Annotated in this window: 15 protein-coding genes; 8 read left to right on the top strand and 7 right to left on the bottom strand. The window is 64.0% G+C overall.

Annotation, left to right across the window (positions count from 1 at the left end):
- Nucleotides 1-176 precede the first annotated feature (176 nt).
- Nucleotides 177-1,472, top strand: coding sequence for a hemolysin family protein (locus CIT39_RS03380; protein ID WP_094973395.1), 1,296 nt, complete (start codon nt 177-179; stop codon nt 1,470-1,472).
- Nucleotides 1,473-1,505: 33 nt separating this feature from the next.
- On the opposite strand, the gene CIT39_RS03375 is transcribed toward CIT39_RS03380, so the two are convergent.
- The 3 genes from CIT39_RS03375 to CIT39_RS03365 all read right to left on the bottom strand — a co-directional run bounded on the left by CIT39_RS03375 (nt 1,506) and on the right by CIT39_RS03365 (nt 4,586).
- Nucleotides 1,506-1,745, bottom strand: coding sequence for a PilZ domain-containing protein (locus CIT39_RS03375; protein WP_094973396.1), 240 nt, complete (start codon nt 1,743-1,745; stop codon nt 1,506-1,508).
- Nucleotides 1,746-1,850: 105 nt separating this feature from the next.
- Nucleotides 1,851-3,563, bottom strand: coding sequence for an FMN-binding glutamate synthase family protein (locus CIT39_RS03370; RefSeq protein ID WP_181955134.1), 1,713 nt, complete (start codon nt 3,561-3,563; stop codon nt 1,851-1,853).
- Nucleotides 3,564-3,812: 249 nt separating this feature from the next.
- Entirely contained in the window at nt 3,813-4,586 is a 774-nt protein-coding gene (locus tag CIT39_RS03365) for a ferredoxin--NADP reductase (protein WP_094973397.1), read from the bottom strand.
- Nucleotides 4,587-4,970: 384 nt separating this feature from the next.
- On the opposite strand from CIT39_RS03365, the gene CIT39_RS03360 reads away from it, so the two are divergent.
- Complete coding sequence (locus CIT39_RS03360; RefSeq protein WP_094973398.1) at nt 4,971-5,774, top strand: ATP-grasp domain-containing protein; 804 nt, start codon at nt 4,971-4,973, stop codon at nt 5,772-5,774.
- A 72-nt stretch (nt 5,775-5,846) separates the two neighbouring features.
- On the opposite strand, the gene CIT39_RS03355 is transcribed toward CIT39_RS03360, so the two are convergent.
- Nucleotides 5,847-6,788 carry an amino acid ABC transporter substrate-binding protein gene (locus CIT39_RS03355; protein WP_094973399.1) on the bottom strand — a complete coding sequence of 314 codons (942 nt, stop codon included), beginning with the start codon at nt 6,786-6,788 and terminating at the stop codon, nt 5,847-5,849.
- 9 nt (nt 6,789-6,797) lie between these two features.
- Nucleotides 6,798-8,096, bottom strand: a complete 1,299-nt coding sequence (locus tag CIT39_RS03350) for a dicarboxylate/amino acid:cation symporter (protein WP_094973400.1) — start codon at nt 8,094-8,096, stop codon at nt 6,798-6,800.
- 212 nt (nt 8,097-8,308) lie between these two features.
- On the opposite strand from CIT39_RS03350, the gene CIT39_RS03345 reads away from it, so the two are divergent.
- The 5 genes from CIT39_RS03345 to CIT39_RS03325 all read left to right on the top strand — a co-directional run bounded on the left by CIT39_RS03345 (nt 8,309) and on the right by CIT39_RS03325 (nt 13,589).
- Entirely contained in the window at nt 8,309-9,310 is a 1,002-nt protein-coding gene (locus tag CIT39_RS03345; protein ID WP_094973401.1) for an NADP-dependent oxidoreductase, read from the top strand.
- A 144-nt stretch (nt 9,311-9,454) separates the two neighbouring features.
- Entirely contained in the window at nt 9,455-10,309 is an 855-nt protein-coding gene (locus CIT39_RS03340) for a cysteine rich repeat-containing protein (RefSeq protein ID WP_094973402.1), read from the top strand.
- A 123-nt stretch (nt 10,310-10,432) separates the two neighbouring features.
- Nucleotides 10,433-10,648, top strand: a complete 216-nt coding sequence (locus CIT39_RS03335) for a hypothetical protein (RefSeq protein WP_094973403.1) — start codon at nt 10,433-10,435, stop codon at nt 10,646-10,648.
- A 191-nt stretch (nt 10,649-10,839) separates the two neighbouring features.
- Complete coding sequence (locus CIT39_RS03330) at nt 10,840-11,979, top strand: FAD-dependent monooxygenase (protein ID WP_162308325.1); 1,140 nt, start codon at nt 10,840-10,842, stop codon at nt 11,977-11,979.
- The gene (locus CIT39_RS03325) at nt 11,976-13,589 is read left to right on the top strand and encodes a benzoate-CoA ligase family protein (RefSeq protein ID WP_094973404.1); all 1,614 of its coding nucleotides are present in this window, start codon (nt 11,976-11,978) and stop codon (nt 13,587-13,589) included. Before CIT39_RS03330 ends, CIT39_RS03325 begins: the two co-directional genes overlap by 4 nt.
- 185 nt (nt 13,590-13,774) lie before the next feature.
- On the opposite strand, the gene CIT39_RS03320 is transcribed toward CIT39_RS03325, so the two are convergent.
- Both CIT39_RS03320 and maiA read right to left on the bottom strand, forming a co-directional pair.
- Nucleotides 13,775-14,287: a MarR family winged helix-turn-helix transcriptional regulator gene (locus CIT39_RS03320; RefSeq protein ID WP_162308324.1), complete on the bottom strand. Its 513-nt coding sequence runs from the start codon at nt 14,285-14,287 to the stop codon at nt 13,775-13,777.
- Nucleotides 14,277-14,909: a maleylacetoacetate isomerase gene (maiA, locus tag CIT39_RS03315; RefSeq protein WP_094973406.1), complete on the bottom strand. Its 633-nt coding sequence runs from the start codon at nt 14,907-14,909 to the stop codon at nt 14,277-14,279. Before maiA ends, CIT39_RS03320 begins: the two co-directional genes overlap by 11 nt.
- 90 nt (nt 14,910-14,999) lie before the next feature.
- On the opposite strand from maiA, the gene gtdA reads away from it, so the two are divergent.
- Nucleotides 15,000-16,040, top strand: coding sequence for a gentisate 1,2-dioxygenase (gene gtdA / locus CIT39_RS03310; protein WP_094973407.1), 1,041 nt, complete (start codon nt 15,000-15,002; stop codon nt 16,038-16,040).
- Nucleotides 16,041-16,050 lie beyond the last annotated feature (10 nt).

Here is a 16,050-nt window from a genome sequence, read left to right as displayed (position 1 = left end):
CGCGTTAAACAACGGCCATCCCGTAGTTCCACGGGGCGCGCACGCCGGCCGGCCCGCGTTCTGTCGCGCTGTTCCCGGGACGCCGATGCGGAAAAATTGCCGGCAATCCCTCGCAAAATACCTATATCAAGGGATGTGCCGTTCATCCGGACACACTCCCTTACCTCGGAATGTCAATGCTCTCGGTCGAACTCGTCGTCGTCGTCGTCCTGATCGTCATCAACGGCCTCTTGTCCATGTCGGAGCTGGCTGTGGTTTCGTCCCGCCCGGCGCGGCTGTCGCTGCTCGCCGCCAAGGGCGTGCGCGGCGCCGAGCGGGCGCTGACGCTGGCCGCCGATCCCGGCAAATTCCTCTCGACGGTGCAGATCGGCATCACGCTGGTCGGCGTGCTCTCCGGCGCGTTCTCCGGCGCGACGCTCGGGCAGCGGCTGACGCAATGGCTGCTCGAGCTCGGCCTGTCGGCGGGCATTGCCGACATCGTCGGCGTCGGCATCGTCGTCACGCTCATCACCTACGCCACCCTGATCGTCGGTGAGCTGGTGCCGAAACAGGTGGCGCTGCGCGACCCCGAAAGCATCGCGGTCTGGGTCGCGCCCGCCATGCACGTGCTTTCGAAGGTCTCGCTGCCGCTGGTCTTTCTGCTCGATCTTTCGGGCAAGCTGATCCTCACCATGCTCGGCCGCGGCGGCAAGTCTGAGGAGAAAGTCTCGGAGGACGAGATCCATCACCTCGTCAACGAGGCCGAGAGCGCAGGCGTGCTCGAACCCGGTGAGAAGGAGATGATCGCCGGCGTGATGCGGCTCGGCGACCGGCCGGTCGGCGCGGTGATGACGCCGCGCACGGAGGTCGACGAGATCGACCTCAACGACGATCCCGCCGCCATCCAGGAGATCATCGCCAAGAGCCCGCATTCGCGCTTTCCCGTCTCCGACGGCGACCGCGACAAGCCGATCGGCGTGCTCCAGGCCAAGGACCTGCTGGTCGCCTATATGAGCGAACGGACGCCGGACCTGCGCGCGCTCGTGCGCGAGGCGCCCGGCATCCCGGCGTCGGCAGACGCGCGCGACGTGGTGACCATCCTGAAGGCCGCGCCGGTTCACGTCGGTTTCGTCTACGACGAATACGGCGGCTTTGAAGGCATGGTCACGGCCGCCGACATCCTCGAATCGATCGTCGGCGCCTTCCATTCGGAGGAGGGACCGCCGGAGCCGGCCTTCGTCAAGCGTGCCGACGATTCGCTTCTGATCGCCGGCTGGATGCCGGTCGACGAATTCGGCGAATTGCTCGGTCTCCAACTGCCGCCGCACCGCTACAACACGGTGGCGGGCCTGGTGCTGCAGCAGTTCAACGCGCTGCCCGACACCGGCGACGCCTTCGACTTCGGCGGCTGGCACATCGAGGTGGTCGATCTCGACGGGCGGCGGATCGACAAGATTTTGGCGAGCCGGTTGAGTGAGGTCGAGACGGGGTAGTTCGAGCGCGCTGATGCGAGCGCCAACTCATCCTCATCCGAACTTCACGCCGATCCGCTTCTCCTTGCGCCAGACCACGGTGCAGGCGAGATGTGTTCCGTCGGCCGGGATGAACAGGGTGAAACGTTCGGGAATTCCGACCGGGCTGGTGACGTCGAGCGCCGCGCCGGTGTCCGAGAAATTGCGGACGGTGCAGTCGATCGCGCCGCCGCCGAACTCGATCGTTCCGGCCTTCAGCACACGATGTCTGGCTTTGTCGCGTCGATCGTCCATAGCGACAATCTACACCCAAAGCTGACACAGACATTAATACACGGTGCATTCGCGATGATTTTGTGCCGCCGCAAAGCGCGGCGGTATCATGCGGTGGACGGCCCCTTACAGGGCCGGCTGGAACGTGTCGGTCTGCGCCATCCGCCAAGCCTCGCGGAAGCGCGGATCTTCGGTGCCTTCGAGCAGTTCACCGGGACGTAGCTCCGGATAAAGCCGCGCGAAGGATTGGACCTGCGTCGTGGACGTCCGCTGGCTGAAGTGAATCGGGCGCAGCTGCTGCGGATGCTCGAGGCCCGCGGCGGCGATCAGTTCGGTCAGCGAATGCAGCGTCGCGTGGTGATAATTGTGCACGCGGTCGATCTTGAGCGGCACGTAAAGCGCACGCGCACGCGTCGGGTCCTGCGTCGCCACCCCGGTCGGGCAGCGGTCGGTGTGGCAGCTCAGCGACTGGATGCAGCCGAGCGAGAACATGAAGCCGCGCGCCGAGTTGCAATAATCGGCACCGATCGCCATGGCGCGCGCCATGTCGAAGGCGGTGGCGATCTTGCCGGAGGCACCGATCCTGATGCGGTCGCGCGCATTGATGCCGATCAGCGCGTTGTGGACGAAATTGACGCCCTCGCGCATCGGCATGCCCAAATGATCCATGAATTCCAGCGGCGCCGCACCGGTGCCGCCTTCGTTGCCGTCGACCACGATGAAATCGGGATAGATGCCGGTCTGGAGCATCGCCTTGCAGATCGCCAGGAATTCCCAGGGATGGCCGATGCACAGCTTGAAGCCGGCCGGCTTGCCGCCGGACAGGCGCCGCATCTCGGCGATGAACTGCATCATGCCAACAGGGGTCGAGAATGCGCGGTGCGAGGCCGGCGAGATACAGTCCTCGCCCATCGCGACGCCGCGGATCTTGGATATCTCCTCGGAGACCTTCGCCGCCGGCAGCACGCCGCCGTGGCCGGGCTTGGCGCCCTGGCTGACCTTGAGCTCGACCATCTTGATCTGGTCGTCGCCCGCGACGCGCGCGAACGCCTCGGGATCGAAGCTGCCGTCGAGATGACGGCAGCCGAAATAGCCGGAGCCGATCTCCCAGATGATGTCGCCGCCCATCTCGCGGTGGTAGGGGCTGACGCCGCCCTCGCCGGTGTCGTGCGCGAAGCCGCCCTTCTTCGCGCCGGCGTTGAGCGCACGCACGGCATTGGGGCTGAGCGCGCCAAAGCTCATCGCGGAAATGTTGAACACCGAGGCCGAATAGGGCTTCTTGCAGTCGGGCCCGCCAATGCTGATGCGGAACTTCTCCTCGGCATGCGTCTTCGGCGAGACGGAGTGATGCATCCACTCATAGCCTTGGCGGTAGACGTCCTCCTGGGTGCCGAACGGACGCTTGTCGAGCTCCATCTTGGCGCGCTGATAGACCACCGCGCGGGTGTCGCGCGAGAACGGCATGCCGTCCTTCTCGCTCTCGAAGAAATATTGCCGCATCTCCGGGCGGATCTCTTCGAGCAGGAAGCGGATATGCGCCGAAATCGGATAGTTGCGCAGCACCGCGTGGCTCTTCTGCAGCAGATCGCGGACGCCGAGCAGCGTCAACGCGCCGAAGATCAGGATCGGAATCAGCAGGATGTCGAAGATCTTGCCGTCGGCGATGCCGATGCCGATCAGGAGCGCGGTGACGACCGCGCAGATCGTCAGCACGATGAAGCGCGGCGAGAATGGCAGAAGCAGGGTTTCCATGATCCCTTCCTCCGCCAGCGGCAGGCGCTTGTGGGATGAGTGTTGGGAGGAGTCCTGCGTCTTGGTGTCGTCGGCCACGATTCCCATCCTCTCGCCAGCATGAGGCGGTACGATACGCCCTCGCCTGTCATACGGATATGACGCGGCCCTTGTTTCAGGCTAGCGAATTCGGCCGAGATAAATCAATCGGCCCGATGGTCGGGTTTTGCAGTGCAGCAGAGACGGTCGCAGACCCAGAATGCCACAGCATCCGAGATGGCGAGATGGCCCCGGCTCTGCAGCGCATCGCCGAAAGGGCGCTGCACTGCGTCCGGGGCACGAGACCGCGGCCGGAGCTTACCGCTCGACGAACGCCTTCTCGATCACGAAATGGCCGGGCTTGTTGCCACTGCCTTCGATGAAGTCGCGGCCTTCGAACATCACCTTCAGCTCTTCCAGCATCCCCGGGCTGCCGCACATCATGATGCGGTCGGTTGCGATGTCGAGCGGCGATTGCCCGATATCGTTGAAGATCTGCTCGGAACTGATGAGGTCGGTGATACGGCCGCGATTCCTGAACGGCTCGCGGGTCACGGTCGGGTAATAGATCAGCTTATCGGCGAGCAGCTCGCCGAACAGCTCGTCTTCGCGCAAGGAGGCGACCAGCTTCTCGCCATAGGCAAGCTCCGAGACCTGGCGGCAGCCGTGCACAAGCACGATGGACTCGAACTGGTCATAGACCTCGGGATCCTTGATCAGGCTCGCGAACGGCGCGAGGCCCGTCCCGGTCGAGAGCAGCATCAGGCGCTTGCCAGGAAGCAGATTGTCGGTAATCAGCGTGCCGGTCGCCTTGCGGCCGACCAGGATGGTGTCGCCTTCCTTGATCTTCTGCAGGCGCGAGGTCAGCGGGCCGTCCTGCACCTTGATCGAGAAGAACTCGAGCTCTTCCTCGTGGTTGGCGCTCGCCATGCTGTAGGCGCGCAGCAGCGGACGGCCGTCGATCTCGAGGCCGATCATCGCGAACTGGCCGTTCTGGAAACGGAAGCCGGAATCGCGCGTGGCGCGGAAGCTGAACAGCGTGTCGGTCCAGTGCTGGACGGAAAGAACCTTCTCTCGGTAAAACGCGCTCATGATTTTCGATATTCCGAATAATTGCGGTTTTAGGGCAAAAGCGTTGCCCGGCCCTGAAACCGGGCGGACACCATTGCCATGGCGGAGGATTTCGCGTGTGTGATCTACGCCATTGAGACCAATAATCAACCTCGTTCCGGATGCAATTGATGCCGGTCAAATCGGCATTTGCGGCGGAATTGTCCGTATTGTTAATGAATATGCTGCCGGGCGCGCGCGGTGGGCAATTTCTTTTCCCTGCGGCGCTCGAATGCAGCACTTAATTTCCATCGCGCTCGCGATAATTTCATTAAGAATAGCTCTGACTTTCACCTCGGTTTGGCGCCGATCCCCGCATTTTTGCGGCTTTTGGCGCCAGGAACGCCTGAAACACGACAGAAGCACATGGCGGCAAGCGGCGAGCGAATTTTCGTCCAGGCGATCAGGCGTTATGGCGCGGAGCATGGCATCGCGGTCGACGTCCGCGCCGATGGCTGGCTGATCGCGATGCGCCGCGGCGATGAGCGGCGCTTCGCCTTCGGCTACGACATTGGCCTCAACAGCTCCATCGCGCATCGCCTCGCCAACGACAAATCGGCGACATCAGAAGCGCTGGCGCTTACGGGCGTGCCCAGCATTCCGCATCATCTCTTTCTCAACCCGAAGCTGGGCGAGAAGGTCGTTGGCGCTGGCTGGCGTCAGGCGATGCTCGAACTGCTTCACGACCATCCGCAAGGCGTGGTGGTCAAGCCGAACGAGGGAACGTCGGGGCGCTCGGTGTTCAAGGTGACGACGGAGACGGAGCTCGACCACGCGGCCGGCGAGGTGTTTTCGATGAGCACAGGGCTCGTGATCTCGCCCTACGTCGCGATCGAGAACGAGGTGCGCGTCGTGCTACTCGATGAGCGGCCCCTCGTCGTCTACAGCAAGCAGCGCGGCACGGATTGGCGACATAATCTCGATGCCGGCGCAAAGCCGGTGTTGCTGGAGGACGGCGAGGTTCGAACGGCCTGCGTCAAGCTCGCGATCGACGCCGCGCGCGCCGTCGGCATCACCTTTGCGTCGATCGACGTGGTGCGCGTGGATGGCGAGTGGCGCGCGCTCGAGATCAATTCCGGCGTGATGATGGAGGCGCTGGGGAAGCTGCATCCCGAGCTGGTGCAGGCGGCGTATGACGCGGCGCTGGACCGGGTGTTTGGAAAAGGCTGAAGCCTAGCGCTCAGTGCAAATCCTTCTCCCCTTGCGAGCCCACAAGGGGAGAAGGTGCAGCGAGCCCACCCTTCAATTATTCGCGCTCGCTGAATCGTCCATCGCCTTGAACGCCTCTTCCAGCTGCAGCGAGATCGGCACGTTCAGACGTTCTCCGGTCGGAAGCCGTGCGGTGAACCATTTGTTGTAGAGCGGGACGAGGTCGCGGTTGGAGCCGAGCTTGCGGAAGGCACGATCGACCACGGCCGCGAGCTGCGGCTCGCCCTTCTTGAACATGATGCCGTAGGGGTCGTAGGACAGATAATCGCCGGTGACGCGAAACTTGTCCTGCGCCTTGTGGCGCGCGATCAGGCCGGAGAGCAGGATGTCGTCGGTTGCGAACCCATCGGCCTTGCCGTCGACGAGCATCTGGTAGGATTGCTCGTGGTCGGGAGAGGTGACGATGGTGAGGCCCAGCGAGAATTTCTTGTCCGCCGCCTGGATCGCCTGCTCATTGGTGGTGCCCCTGGTCACCACGACGGTCTTGCCCTTCAGATCGGTCAGCGACTGAACGCTGGATGCTTTCGGCACCATCAGCTTGGTGCCGGCGACGAACATCAGCGGCGAGAACGCGACGCGCTTGCCGCGCTCCGCGTTCGCGGTGGTCGAGCCGCATTCCAGGTCGATCTTGTTCGCCAGCACGGCGTCGATGCGGTCGTCCGAGGTGACCTTGACGTAATCGATTTTCAGATTGGGATCGTCGACCTCGACGCCGATCTCCTCGACGATCGCCTCGCAGAGCTCGAGGCTGTAGCCGATCGGACGGCCCGACTGGTCGACGAAGGAGAACGGCGGCGAGCTCTCGCGATAGCCGAGCCGCACGGTATGCGCTTTCTTGACGGCCGCCAGCGTCGGGCTGAGCCCTTCGCCGCCGGTCTGCGCGAATGCCGAGGTCGCGAACAAGGAGGTCGCGAGCAACGATGCCGCAAGTAGCAAGCCGCCTGAGGTCAGTGACCTCGCCGATATCTGGCCCATGGTTCGCTCCTACCCATGGCCGGCCATCGCGGGCACTTCGCCGGGAATCATGTCATCAGGCACGGCATCATCAGGTCCCATCGCATGCTCGGGCCCGAGCTCGCCTTCCCATTTCGCCACGACCGAGGTCGCCAGCGTGTTGCCGATCACGTTGGTGGCGCTGCGGCCCATGTCGAGGAAGGTGTCGATGCCCATGATCATCAAGAGGCCCGCCTCGGGAATGTTGAATTGCGACAGCGTCGAGGCGATCACGACTAGGGAGGCGCGCGGCACGCCGGCGACGCCCTTCGAGGTGATCATCAGGGTCGCCAGCATCGCAAGCTGGGTGCCGAGCGGCATGTCGATGTGGTAGCTTTGGGCGATGAAGACTGCCGCGAACGTGCAATACATCATCGTGCCGTCGAGGTTGAAGGAATAACCCAGCGGCAGCACGAAGCTCGAGATCCGCGACGAGGCACCGAATCGATTGAGCGCCTCCAGCGTCTTCGGATACGCGGCTTCCGAGCTTGCGGTCGAGAACGCGATCATCAGCGGCTCGCGGACCAGCTTCAGAAGATGGCTGTAGCGCGGCCCGATCACGATGAAGCCGACGATGACCAGGATGGCCCACAGGATCATCAGCGAGAGATAGAAGCCGCCCATGAAGACGATGAGCTTCCAGAGCACGGCGAGGCCGTTCTTGGCCACCGTCGCGGTGATGGCGGCCCACACCGCGAGCGGCGCGAACAGCATCACGTAGCTCGTCACCTTCAGCATGATGTGGCCGATGTCGTCGATCATCGCCAGGATCGGCTTGGAGCGCTCGGGCATCGAGCCCATCGCCACCGAGAAGAACACCGCGAAGATCACGATCTGCAGGATCTCGTTCTGCGCCATCGCATCCGCGATCGAGGTAGGGATCAGATGGGTGAGGAATTTCTCGATCGAGAAGGCCGAGACCGGCAGGCCGGTCGATTGGCCCGCCGCAGGCAGCGTGCCGGGGAAATTCGCGCCGGGCTGCAGCAGATTGACCATGATGAGGCCCAGCAGCAGCGAGATGAAGGAGGCGCTGATGAACCAGCCCATGGTCTTGGCGAAGATGCGGCCGAGCTTGGAGCCCGAGCCCATATGGGCGATTCCGCCGACCAGGGTCGCGAACACCAGCGGCGCGATGATCATCTTGATCAGGCGCAGGAACATCATGGCGATCAGGTTGATGGCAGACGCCCACTCGCCGCGGGTATCCGGCAGGAAGTTGTAGATCGCCGCCCCCATGACGATGCCGAGCACCATCGCCGCCAGAATGTATTGCGTAAACCTGTTCGACATCGTTTACCCCTGCGTACACCGGCGCTTCATGATGTCGCAGTTATCACGACGACGCAACACGCTTTGCGTGTGACCGCGTTGGCCGGATGTTCCCGTTGTGAAATGGAACGCCGGGCTCTAGCCTTCATGCAGCGCACAACGCATGCGGCCTGCACGTTTTGTTTGCGGCGGCTGCTTCAATAATCGTCAAGACATTCAAAGAGGGAAACGCCATGAGCGGCAACGTCAATCGCCAGATTTTGCTGGTCGAAAAACCCAGCGGCAAGCTCGGCCCCGAACATTTCAAGATGGTGGAGAGCACAGTGCCGGAGCCGAAGGACGGCGAAGTCCTGCTCCGCGTGCGATACATTTCGCTCGACGCCGCCAACCGCGCCTGGATGCACGGCGCCACCTATCGCTCCGCCGTCGAAGCGAACAGCGTGATGGCCGGCGGGGCCATTGCCGAGGTCGTCAGCTCGAAGGCCGACGGGCTTGCGGCGGGCGACATCGTGTTCGGCGACACCGGCTGGCAGGAGTTTGCCACGGTGCCGGCAAAGCATCTCACCAAGATGCCGAAGCTCGAGCCGATGACGCATCTGCTCAGCGTGTTCGGCATCGCCGGCCTCACCGCCTATTTCGGCCTGCTGGAGATCGGCAACCCCCGGGAGGGCGAGACCGTCGTGGTCTCCGCGGCCGCGGGCTCGGTCGGATCGATCGTCGGGCAGATCGCCAAGATTAGGGGATGCCGCGTGATCGGCATCGCCGGCGGCGCCGACAAGTGCAACTGGCTGACCTCCGAGCTCGGCTTCGATGCCGCCGTCGACTACAAGGACGGCGCGGTCTTCAAGGCGCTGCGCGCGGCGGCGCCGAAAGGCATCGACGTCTATTTCGATAATGTCGGCGGCGACATTCTCGAAGCCTGCCTGCCGCAGATGAACAATTACGGCCGCATCGCCTGCTGCGGCGCGATCTCGCAATATGACGGCGTGCCTGCCGCTCACGGACCGCGCGGCGTGCCGGGCCTGATCGTGGTGAAGCGGCTCGTCATGCAGGGCTTCATCGTGATGGACTACATGAAGGAGAGCCAGCGCGCGCTCGCCGAGCTGCAGGGCTGGGTCAAATCCGGCAGACTGAAGGTACAGGAAGACATCATCGACGGCCTTGAGAACACGCCGAAGGCGCTGATCGGATTGCTTGCGGGCGAGAACCGCGGCAAACGGATGGTCAGGCTCTGACGACGTATTTACGTCGCAATCGCGCCCGCAATATCGACTTGCGGCAGAAGCAGAAGCGGCCAAAGATGCCGCTTCACGCGCCACGATTTTTTGCATCATTTTTGATAAGCTTCGGCGTTACCGACAGGGCAGGAATTCATTCAAATGTTCAACACGTTGAAACATGCGTCAACGCGCACGGCGGTGCTGGCGGCAACGCTCTTCGCAACTGCAACAGGCACGTTCGCACAAGCGCCGACCGACGCCCAGAAGAGCGCTATCCGCTCCGCATGCCGCTCGGACTTCATGGCCCATTGCGCGAGCGTGACGCCCGGCGGCGTGGAAGCATATCAATGCCTGAAGAAGAACATGTCGAGCCTGTCGGGCGGATGCCAGACCGCGGTTAGCGCGGTCGAGCCTGCTGCGCCTCCAAAGACAGAGGCCGCTCCGGCGGCGCCGAAGACCGAGGCTGCGCCCAAGGAAGCGACACCCAAAGCCGAGGCGGCGCCTGCCGCACCGAAGGCTGACTCCGCCCCCGCAGCAAAGCCCGCCGCCGCGCCGGCGCCGAAGGCGGCTGCGGCGAAGCAACCGAGCAGCGCGGAGATCGCAGCGGTCAAGAGTGCGTGCCGCACCGATTATCCCAAGGTGTGCGCCAGCGTGCCGCCGGGCGGCGCGGCGGCGCTCGAATGCCTGGAGAAGAACAAGGCCAGGGTGTCACCGGCCTGCGAGAAGGCCGTCAGCGCCGCAGCCGGCGGTAGCGCGGCGGCAACGGCAGTACCCGCGGGCGCGGCGCCTGCGGCGGCAGCTGCACCGGCGGCCGCGCCAACCGTGATCGTCCTGCGCCCGCTACTGCCGCGCGAGGAGCTGTTCATCGCCCGCTCCGCCTGCGGCGCCGATATCCGCACGGTCTGCGCCGGCGTGGCGCCAGGCGGCGGCCGCATCATACAGTGCCTTTCCAACAGGGCGGCATCGCTGTCGCCGGCCTGCAGGGACGTGCTCGCGCCCTTCGCGGCGAGATAAGGCAGCGCACGCGCCAAGGCGCGCAACAATGACGAACGGCGTGCGCATGAATTTCCGCACGCCTGCAACGACAAATCCTTTGCAGATATCCGATTTCATCGACGACAAGACCGGGAGGACAACATGCGTTCATTGCTGCTGGTTGCTTCTGCACTCTTCGCCTTCGCCGCAACCATGACGTTCGAGGCCACCGACGCCAATGCGGTGGTGTGCGCTCGCGGGGTCTATCGCGCCGGCTGTGCCGGACCGAACGCGGCCGTCGTGGTCCGCAAGCCGGTTCCGGTGGTCCGCTGCACCAGGGTCCTGGTGAACGGGGTCTACGTAAAGCGCTGCGTCTGACGGTACGATGGCCAACCCGGCGCGGTTTGGCTATGCTTCGGACCTGACGGTTTCGGGACACGCGCAAAAAGTGTGTCCAAAGATGCGCCCGGCGCGCCTGCGCTCGGCCGATAATTCCGCTGGCGCGGGCCGCTGGAGCACATTAGTCTACCCCTAGATAGTAAGTATACTGTCAATTAGGGAGGCAGAATTTGCGGATCGCCGTGATTGGCGGGGGGCCCGGTGGGCTCTACTTCGCCTATCTCTGGAAGAAGCGTCATCCCGAGGATCAGGTCGACCTGTTCGAACAGAACCCGGCCGACGCGACCTGGGGCTTTGGCGTCGTGTTCTCCGACCAGGCGCTGGAATTCCTGCGCGCCGACGACCCCGAGACGGTCGACGCGATCGCGCCGCACATGGAGAGCTGGGAGAACATCACGCTGAACCTCGGCGGCGACAGCGTCGCCATCGACGGGGTCGGCTTCTCCTCGATCGGGCGGCTCGAGCTGCTGCGGTTCCTGCAGCAGCACGCGATCGACGTCGGCGTCACGCCGCGCTTCGATACGCAGATTCAGGCCGTCGACCAGCTCAACGGATATGATCTGATCGTTGCCGCGGACGGGCTGAACTCGCTGGTCCGCCGCACCTTCGAAGGTGATTTCGGCACCTCGCTGTCCTACTCCTCCAACAAGTTCGTCTGGTACGGCACCTCGAAGCGGTTCGACACGCTGTCGCAGACCTTCGTGAAGACCGATCGCGGCGCCTTCAACGCCCATCACTACCGCTACTCGCCGGCCATGAGCACCTTCCTGGTCGAATGCGACCACGCGACCTGGCAGGCCTATGGTTTCGCCTACAAGGACGTCGAGCAGTCCAAGGGCGTCTGCGAAGAGGTGTTCGCGGACACGCTCGGCGGCCATTGCCTCGTCTCCAACAAATCGGTCTGGCGCAACTTCCCCTGGGTCTGGAACGAGCATTGGTCGTTCAAGAACATGGTGCTGATCGGCGATGCCCTGCATTCCGCGCATTTCTCGATCGGCTCGGGCACGCGGCTCGCGATCGAAGATGCCATCGCGCTGGTCAAGGCGCTGGAATCGGATGCGCATCTTGCGACCGCACTGCATCGCTACCAGGCCGCGCGCAAGCCCGTGGTGCAGAAGCTCGTCAACGCCGCGCGCACCAGCGCCTTCTGGTACGAGCAATTTGCCCAGCACATGCAGCAGGGCCTGATGGACTTCGCCTATAGCTACATCACCCGCTCCGGCCGCATCGACGATGCACGCCTGCGCCACATGTCGCCAGCCTTCATGGCGCGTTACGAGGCCGCCAGGAACGGCGGGGACGAGGCATGAGCAACGAGATTTTCGACCAGGTGCCCGCCGACAGCGAGGGCGCGCGCGAGATCGGCTTTGCCGTTCCGGAACTTTACAACGCCAGCCGCGTGCTGTTCGACAATCTCGCCAAGGGCCGTGGCGAAAGGGTCGCGCTCATTGGTGCGGCAGGCGCGCGGACCTATGCCGAGCTCTGCGACGAGGCTTGCCGCTGGGGCAACGGCTTTGCATCGCTCGGCCTGCAACGCGGCGACCGCGTGCTGCTGTTTCTCGACGACACGCCGGCCTACCCGGCCGCGTTCTTCGGCGCGGTGCGGGCCGGCTTCGTGCCGCTCCTGATCAACACACTGACGCCGCCGGACCTATTGCAATTCTACCTCGCCGATTCCGGAGCCAGTGTTGCGGTGGCGGAGGCCGAGTTCTGTGGCCACTTCAATGCAGAGGCTTGCAAGGACACGCGCCTGCGCACGCTGATCGTCGTCAACGGCAAGGCGGGCAATCACGCCGCGCCGAGCGCGCTTGCGGCGGCGGACTGGCTCGAGCAATTCCCGGCCGATCTGGAGGAAGCGGACACCCATCGCAACGAGATGGCGTTCTGGATGTACTCGTCCGGCTCGACCGGCCGGCCCAAGGGCATCGTGCATCTCCAGCACGACATGGCCTATAGCGAGCTCGCCTTTGCGCAGAACGTGCTGAAGCTGACGCCCGATGACATCTGCTTCTCGGTGCCGAAGATCTTCTTCGCCTATGGCTTCGGCAACTCCGTCACCTTCCCTTTCTCTGCGGGCGCCGCAACGCTGCTGCTGCCGGGCCAGCCGAAGCCCGCGTCGATCTTTGCAGCGATCGAACAGTACAAGCCGACGGTCTTCTTCGGCCTGCCGACGCTCTACACGTCCCTCACCAAGGCCGAAGGCGCGGACAAGACCAATTTCTCGTCGCTGCGCATGTCGCTTTCGGCGGCGGAGGTGCTGTCGGCGGAGGTCTTCAACGGCTGGAAGGCGATCACGGGCCTGGAGATCATCGAGGGCCTCGGCTCGACCGAGGTGCTGCACATCTATCTCTCCAACCGCCCCGAGCAGAAGAAGCTCGGCGCCGCCGGCCTGCGCGTGCCCGGCTATGAGGTGGCGCTGCGCGACAAAGATGGACGCGACGTCGGCGACAACGAGGAAGGCATCTTGTGGGTGCGCGGCGATTCCAACACGCCGCTCTACTGGAACAGGCCGGACAAATCCGCAGAGACGATTCGGCAGGGCGGCTGGATCTACACCGGCGACCGCTTCATCCGCGATGCCGATGGCTTCCACTTCTTCCGCGGCCGCGCCGACGATCTCATCAAGATTTCCGGACAGTGGGTCTACCCGCTGGAAGTCGAGCTGTGCCTCGCTGATCATCCCGACATCCGCGAATGCGCGGTGTTCGCCGCCGAGCTGCCGGACCGGCGCATGACGCTGAAGGCGGTGGTGGTGATGAACAATCGCACCGCCGACCGGAGTGAAGCGACGCGGCGGCTGCAGGATTACGTCAAGGGCAAGCTGCTTCCTTACAAATATCCGCGCGAGGTGATCTTCACCGACGAGCTGCCGAAGACGGGCACGGGGAAGATCGACCGGCAGGCGTTGCTGCGGATGTGAGGGCGGCCGCGGCGAGTAGCGCAGCTCACGCCGCCACACAACCGCGGTCCTCGCCCGCGAAGGCGGGCGATCCAGTACTCCGAGACAGTTGTGATTGAACTGATAGGCCGCAGCGTACTGGATTCCCCGCCTCCGCGGGGAATGACACCTCTATTCTTGCAACAGCGGCGCCTTCCTCACTTCCCTCACCCCGCCTTCCCCAGATGCTCCAGCGCGTCCTCCGCCCGCAGCGGCACGCGCGACGCCTCGTTGTTGAGATCGACGAGTTGCACCATAAGCCCCATCAGCGTCTTGCGATCGGCCGGCTTGAGCGGCTCCAGCATGCGCGCCTGGGCGCGTTCGACCGCGGGGATGATCTCGCGCAGAATCGCGGCGCCCGATCTGGTCAGATGGAGCAGCTTGATCCGCTTGTCCTCGGGGGCCGGCTTGCGTTCGACATAGTCCTTAGCCTGGAGACGTTCGATCACGCTGCCGAGCGTGGAGCGGTCGAAGGCGATCACCGCCGACAGCCGCGTGGCATCGATGCCGGGATGGGTGTGGATCGCGATCAGCGCCGCATATTGCACCGGGGTCAGATCGAACGCCTTGCACTCCTCCATGAAGATCGAGACAGCGATCTGCTGCATGCGCCGGAACAGATAGCCCGGCGCGGCATAGACCGCATCGATCGTGATGGGAGGAGAAGCCTTACTCGGCATCGGGCTGCTTCTCCGGTGCGGCATTAGCAAACGCGGCGAGCGCCTTTGCGGCAGCTTCCGCCGCGAGCAGGCGAGGATAGGCCGAGACATCGACGCCGAAACGGCGGGCATTGGCGAGCTGCGGCACCAGGCAGAGATCGGCGAGCGTCGGCGCATCGCCGAAGCAGAACGGCCCGGGCTCGTCCCGGATCAGCGTCTCGCAGGCCGACAGTCCCTCGCGGTTGACCCACGCCGCCCAGTCCTGGACCTTCTCTTCAGCCAGCCCGAGCTCGCGCAGCCGCGCCAGCACTTTCAGGTTCTGCACCGGATGGGTGTCGCAGGCGATCGCCAGCGCAAACGCCCTCACCTTGGCGCGGCGCAGCGGATCCTTCGGCAGCAGCGGCGGATTGGGATGGGTCTCGTCGAGCCATTCGATGATCGCGACCGATTGCGTCAGCACCGCGCCGCCATCGTTCTCCAGCGTCGGGACCAGCCCTTGCGGATTGATCGCGAGATAAGCGGGCGCGCATTGCTCGCCCTTGCGCAAATGGTGCGGCAGGTGCTCGGCCCCGAGGCCCTTCAGGTTCAGCGCGATCCGCACCCGATAGGCGGCGCTGGAGCGGAAATAGCCGTGCAGCTTCATCGAAACCTCCCTTACGTTCTTGTTCGTCGCATTGACGCTACCTAGACCGTCAGTATACTGTCAATCAACAAAACGAACGGGAGCGCCGCCATGGAAGCCGTGACCAAGACGCCGGAACGCGAGGCCTTCTACAAGAAGATCGATGGCGAAAACCTCACCGCGCTGTGGACGGTGATGAGCGATCTGATCACGCCGGAGCCGAAGAGCGCCTGCCGGCCGCACCTCTGGAAATTTGACGTCATCCGCGACTACATGACGGAGGCCGGTAAACTGATCACCGCCAAGGAAGCCGAGCGGCGCGTGCTGGTGCTGGAGAATCCCGGTCTGCGCGGCCAGTCCAAGATCACGACCTCGCTCTATGCCGGCGTGCAGATGGTGGTGCCCGGCGACGTCGCGCCGGCACACCGGCACAGCCAGTCCGCGCTGCGCTTCGTGCTCGAAGGCAAGGGTGCCCATACCGCGGTTGATGGCGAGCGCACCGCGATGGAGCCGGGCGACTTCATCATCACGCCGTCGATGACCTGGCACGATCATTCAAACGAGACCGATCAGCCGATGTTCTGGCTCGACGGCCTGGATATTCCCCTGGTGCAGTTCTTCGATTGCTCCTTTGCGGAAGGCTCGAAGGAAGATCAGCAGAAGATCACGAAGCCCGCCGGCGACAGCTTTGCGCGCTACGGCCACAATCTGCTGCCGGTCGACGTCAAGCGCAACTCGAAGACCTCGCCGATCTTCAGCTATCCCTATGCCTACACCCGCGAAGCCCTGGAGAAGGCGCGCACGAGCCAGGAGTGGGACGCCTGCCACGGGCTGAAGCTGAAGTTCAGCAACCCCGAGACCGGCGATTTCGCGATGCCGACCATCGGCACCTTCATCCAGCTGCTGCCCAAGGGTTTCAAGACCGCGCGCTATCGGTCAACTGACGCGACCGTGTTCTGCCCGATCGAGGGCAAGGGCCGCAGCCGCATCGGCGATGCGGTCTTCGAATGGGGTCCCCGCGATCTGTTCGTGGTGCCGAGCTGGCACTGGGTCACGCACGAGGCGGATGAGGACGCCGTGCTGTTCAGCTTCTCGGATCGGCCCGTGCAGCAGAAGCTGGATTTGTTCAGGGAAGATCGCGGCAATGCGTGAGGGTTTCGTA

Source organism: Bradyrhizobium symbiodeficiens (assembly GCF_002266465.3).
In the GTDB taxonomy this organism is placed as follows: Bacteria; Pseudomonadota; Alphaproteobacteria; order Rhizobiales; family Xanthobacteraceae; genus Bradyrhizobium; species Bradyrhizobium symbiodeficiens.
This window is presented reverse-complemented; position numbering and strand designations above follow the sequence as displayed.

Excerpts from the sequence above, each read along its gene's own strand:
- CIT39_RS03320 (WP_162308324.1), bottom strand. The coding sequence starts at position 14,287 with ATGCCGAGTAAGGCTTCTCCTCCCATCACGATCGATGCGGTCTATGCC.
- CIT39_RS03335 (WP_094973403.1), top strand. The coding sequence starts at position 10,433 with ATGCGTTCATTGCTGCTGGTTGCTTCTGCACTCTTCGCCTTCGCCGCA.
- CIT39_RS03340 (WP_094973402.1), top strand. The coding sequence starts at position 9,455 with ATGTTCAACACGTTGAAACATGCGTCAACGCGCACGGCGGTGCTGGCG.
- CIT39_RS03375 (WP_094973396.1), bottom strand. The coding sequence starts at position 1,745 with ATGGACGATCGACGCGACAAAGCCAGACATCGTGTGCTGAAGGCCGGA.
- CIT39_RS03365 (WP_094973397.1), bottom strand. The coding sequence starts at position 4,586 with ATGAGCGCGTTTTACCGAGAGAAGGTTCTTTCCGTCCAGCACTGGACC.
- CIT39_RS03350 (WP_094973400.1), bottom strand. The coding sequence starts at position 8,096 with ATGTCGAACAGGTTTACGCAATACATTCTGGCGGCGATGGTGCTCGGC.
- CIT39_RS03345 (WP_094973401.1), top strand. The coding sequence starts at position 8,309 with ATGAGCGGCAACGTCAATCGCCAGATTTTGCTGGTCGAAAAACCCAGC.
- maiA (WP_094973406.1), bottom strand. The coding sequence starts at position 14,909 with ATGAAGCTGCACGGCTATTTCCGCTCCAGCGCCGCCTATCGGGTGCGG.
- CIT39_RS03360 (WP_094973398.1), top strand. The coding sequence starts at position 4,971 with ATGGCGGCAAGCGGCGAGCGAATTTTCGTCCAGGCGATCAGGCGTTAT.
- CIT39_RS03380 (WP_094973395.1), top strand. The coding sequence starts at position 177 with ATGCTCTCGGTCGAACTCGTCGTCGTCGTCGTCCTGATCGTCATCAAC.
- gtdA (WP_094973407.1), top strand. The coding sequence starts at position 15,000 with ATGGAAGCCGTGACCAAGACGCCGGAACGCGAGGCCTTCTACAAGAAG.
- CIT39_RS03370 (WP_181955134.1), bottom strand. The coding sequence starts at position 3,563 with ATGGGAATCGTGGCCGACGACACCAAGACGCAGGACTCCTCCCAACAC.
- CIT39_RS03355 (WP_094973399.1), bottom strand. The coding sequence starts at position 6,788 with ATGGGCCAGATATCGGCGAGGTCACTGACCTCAGGCGGCTTGCTACTT.
- CIT39_RS03325 (WP_094973404.1), top strand. The coding sequence starts at position 11,976 with ATGAGCAACGAGATTTTCGACCAGGTGCCCGCCGACAGCGAGGGCGCG.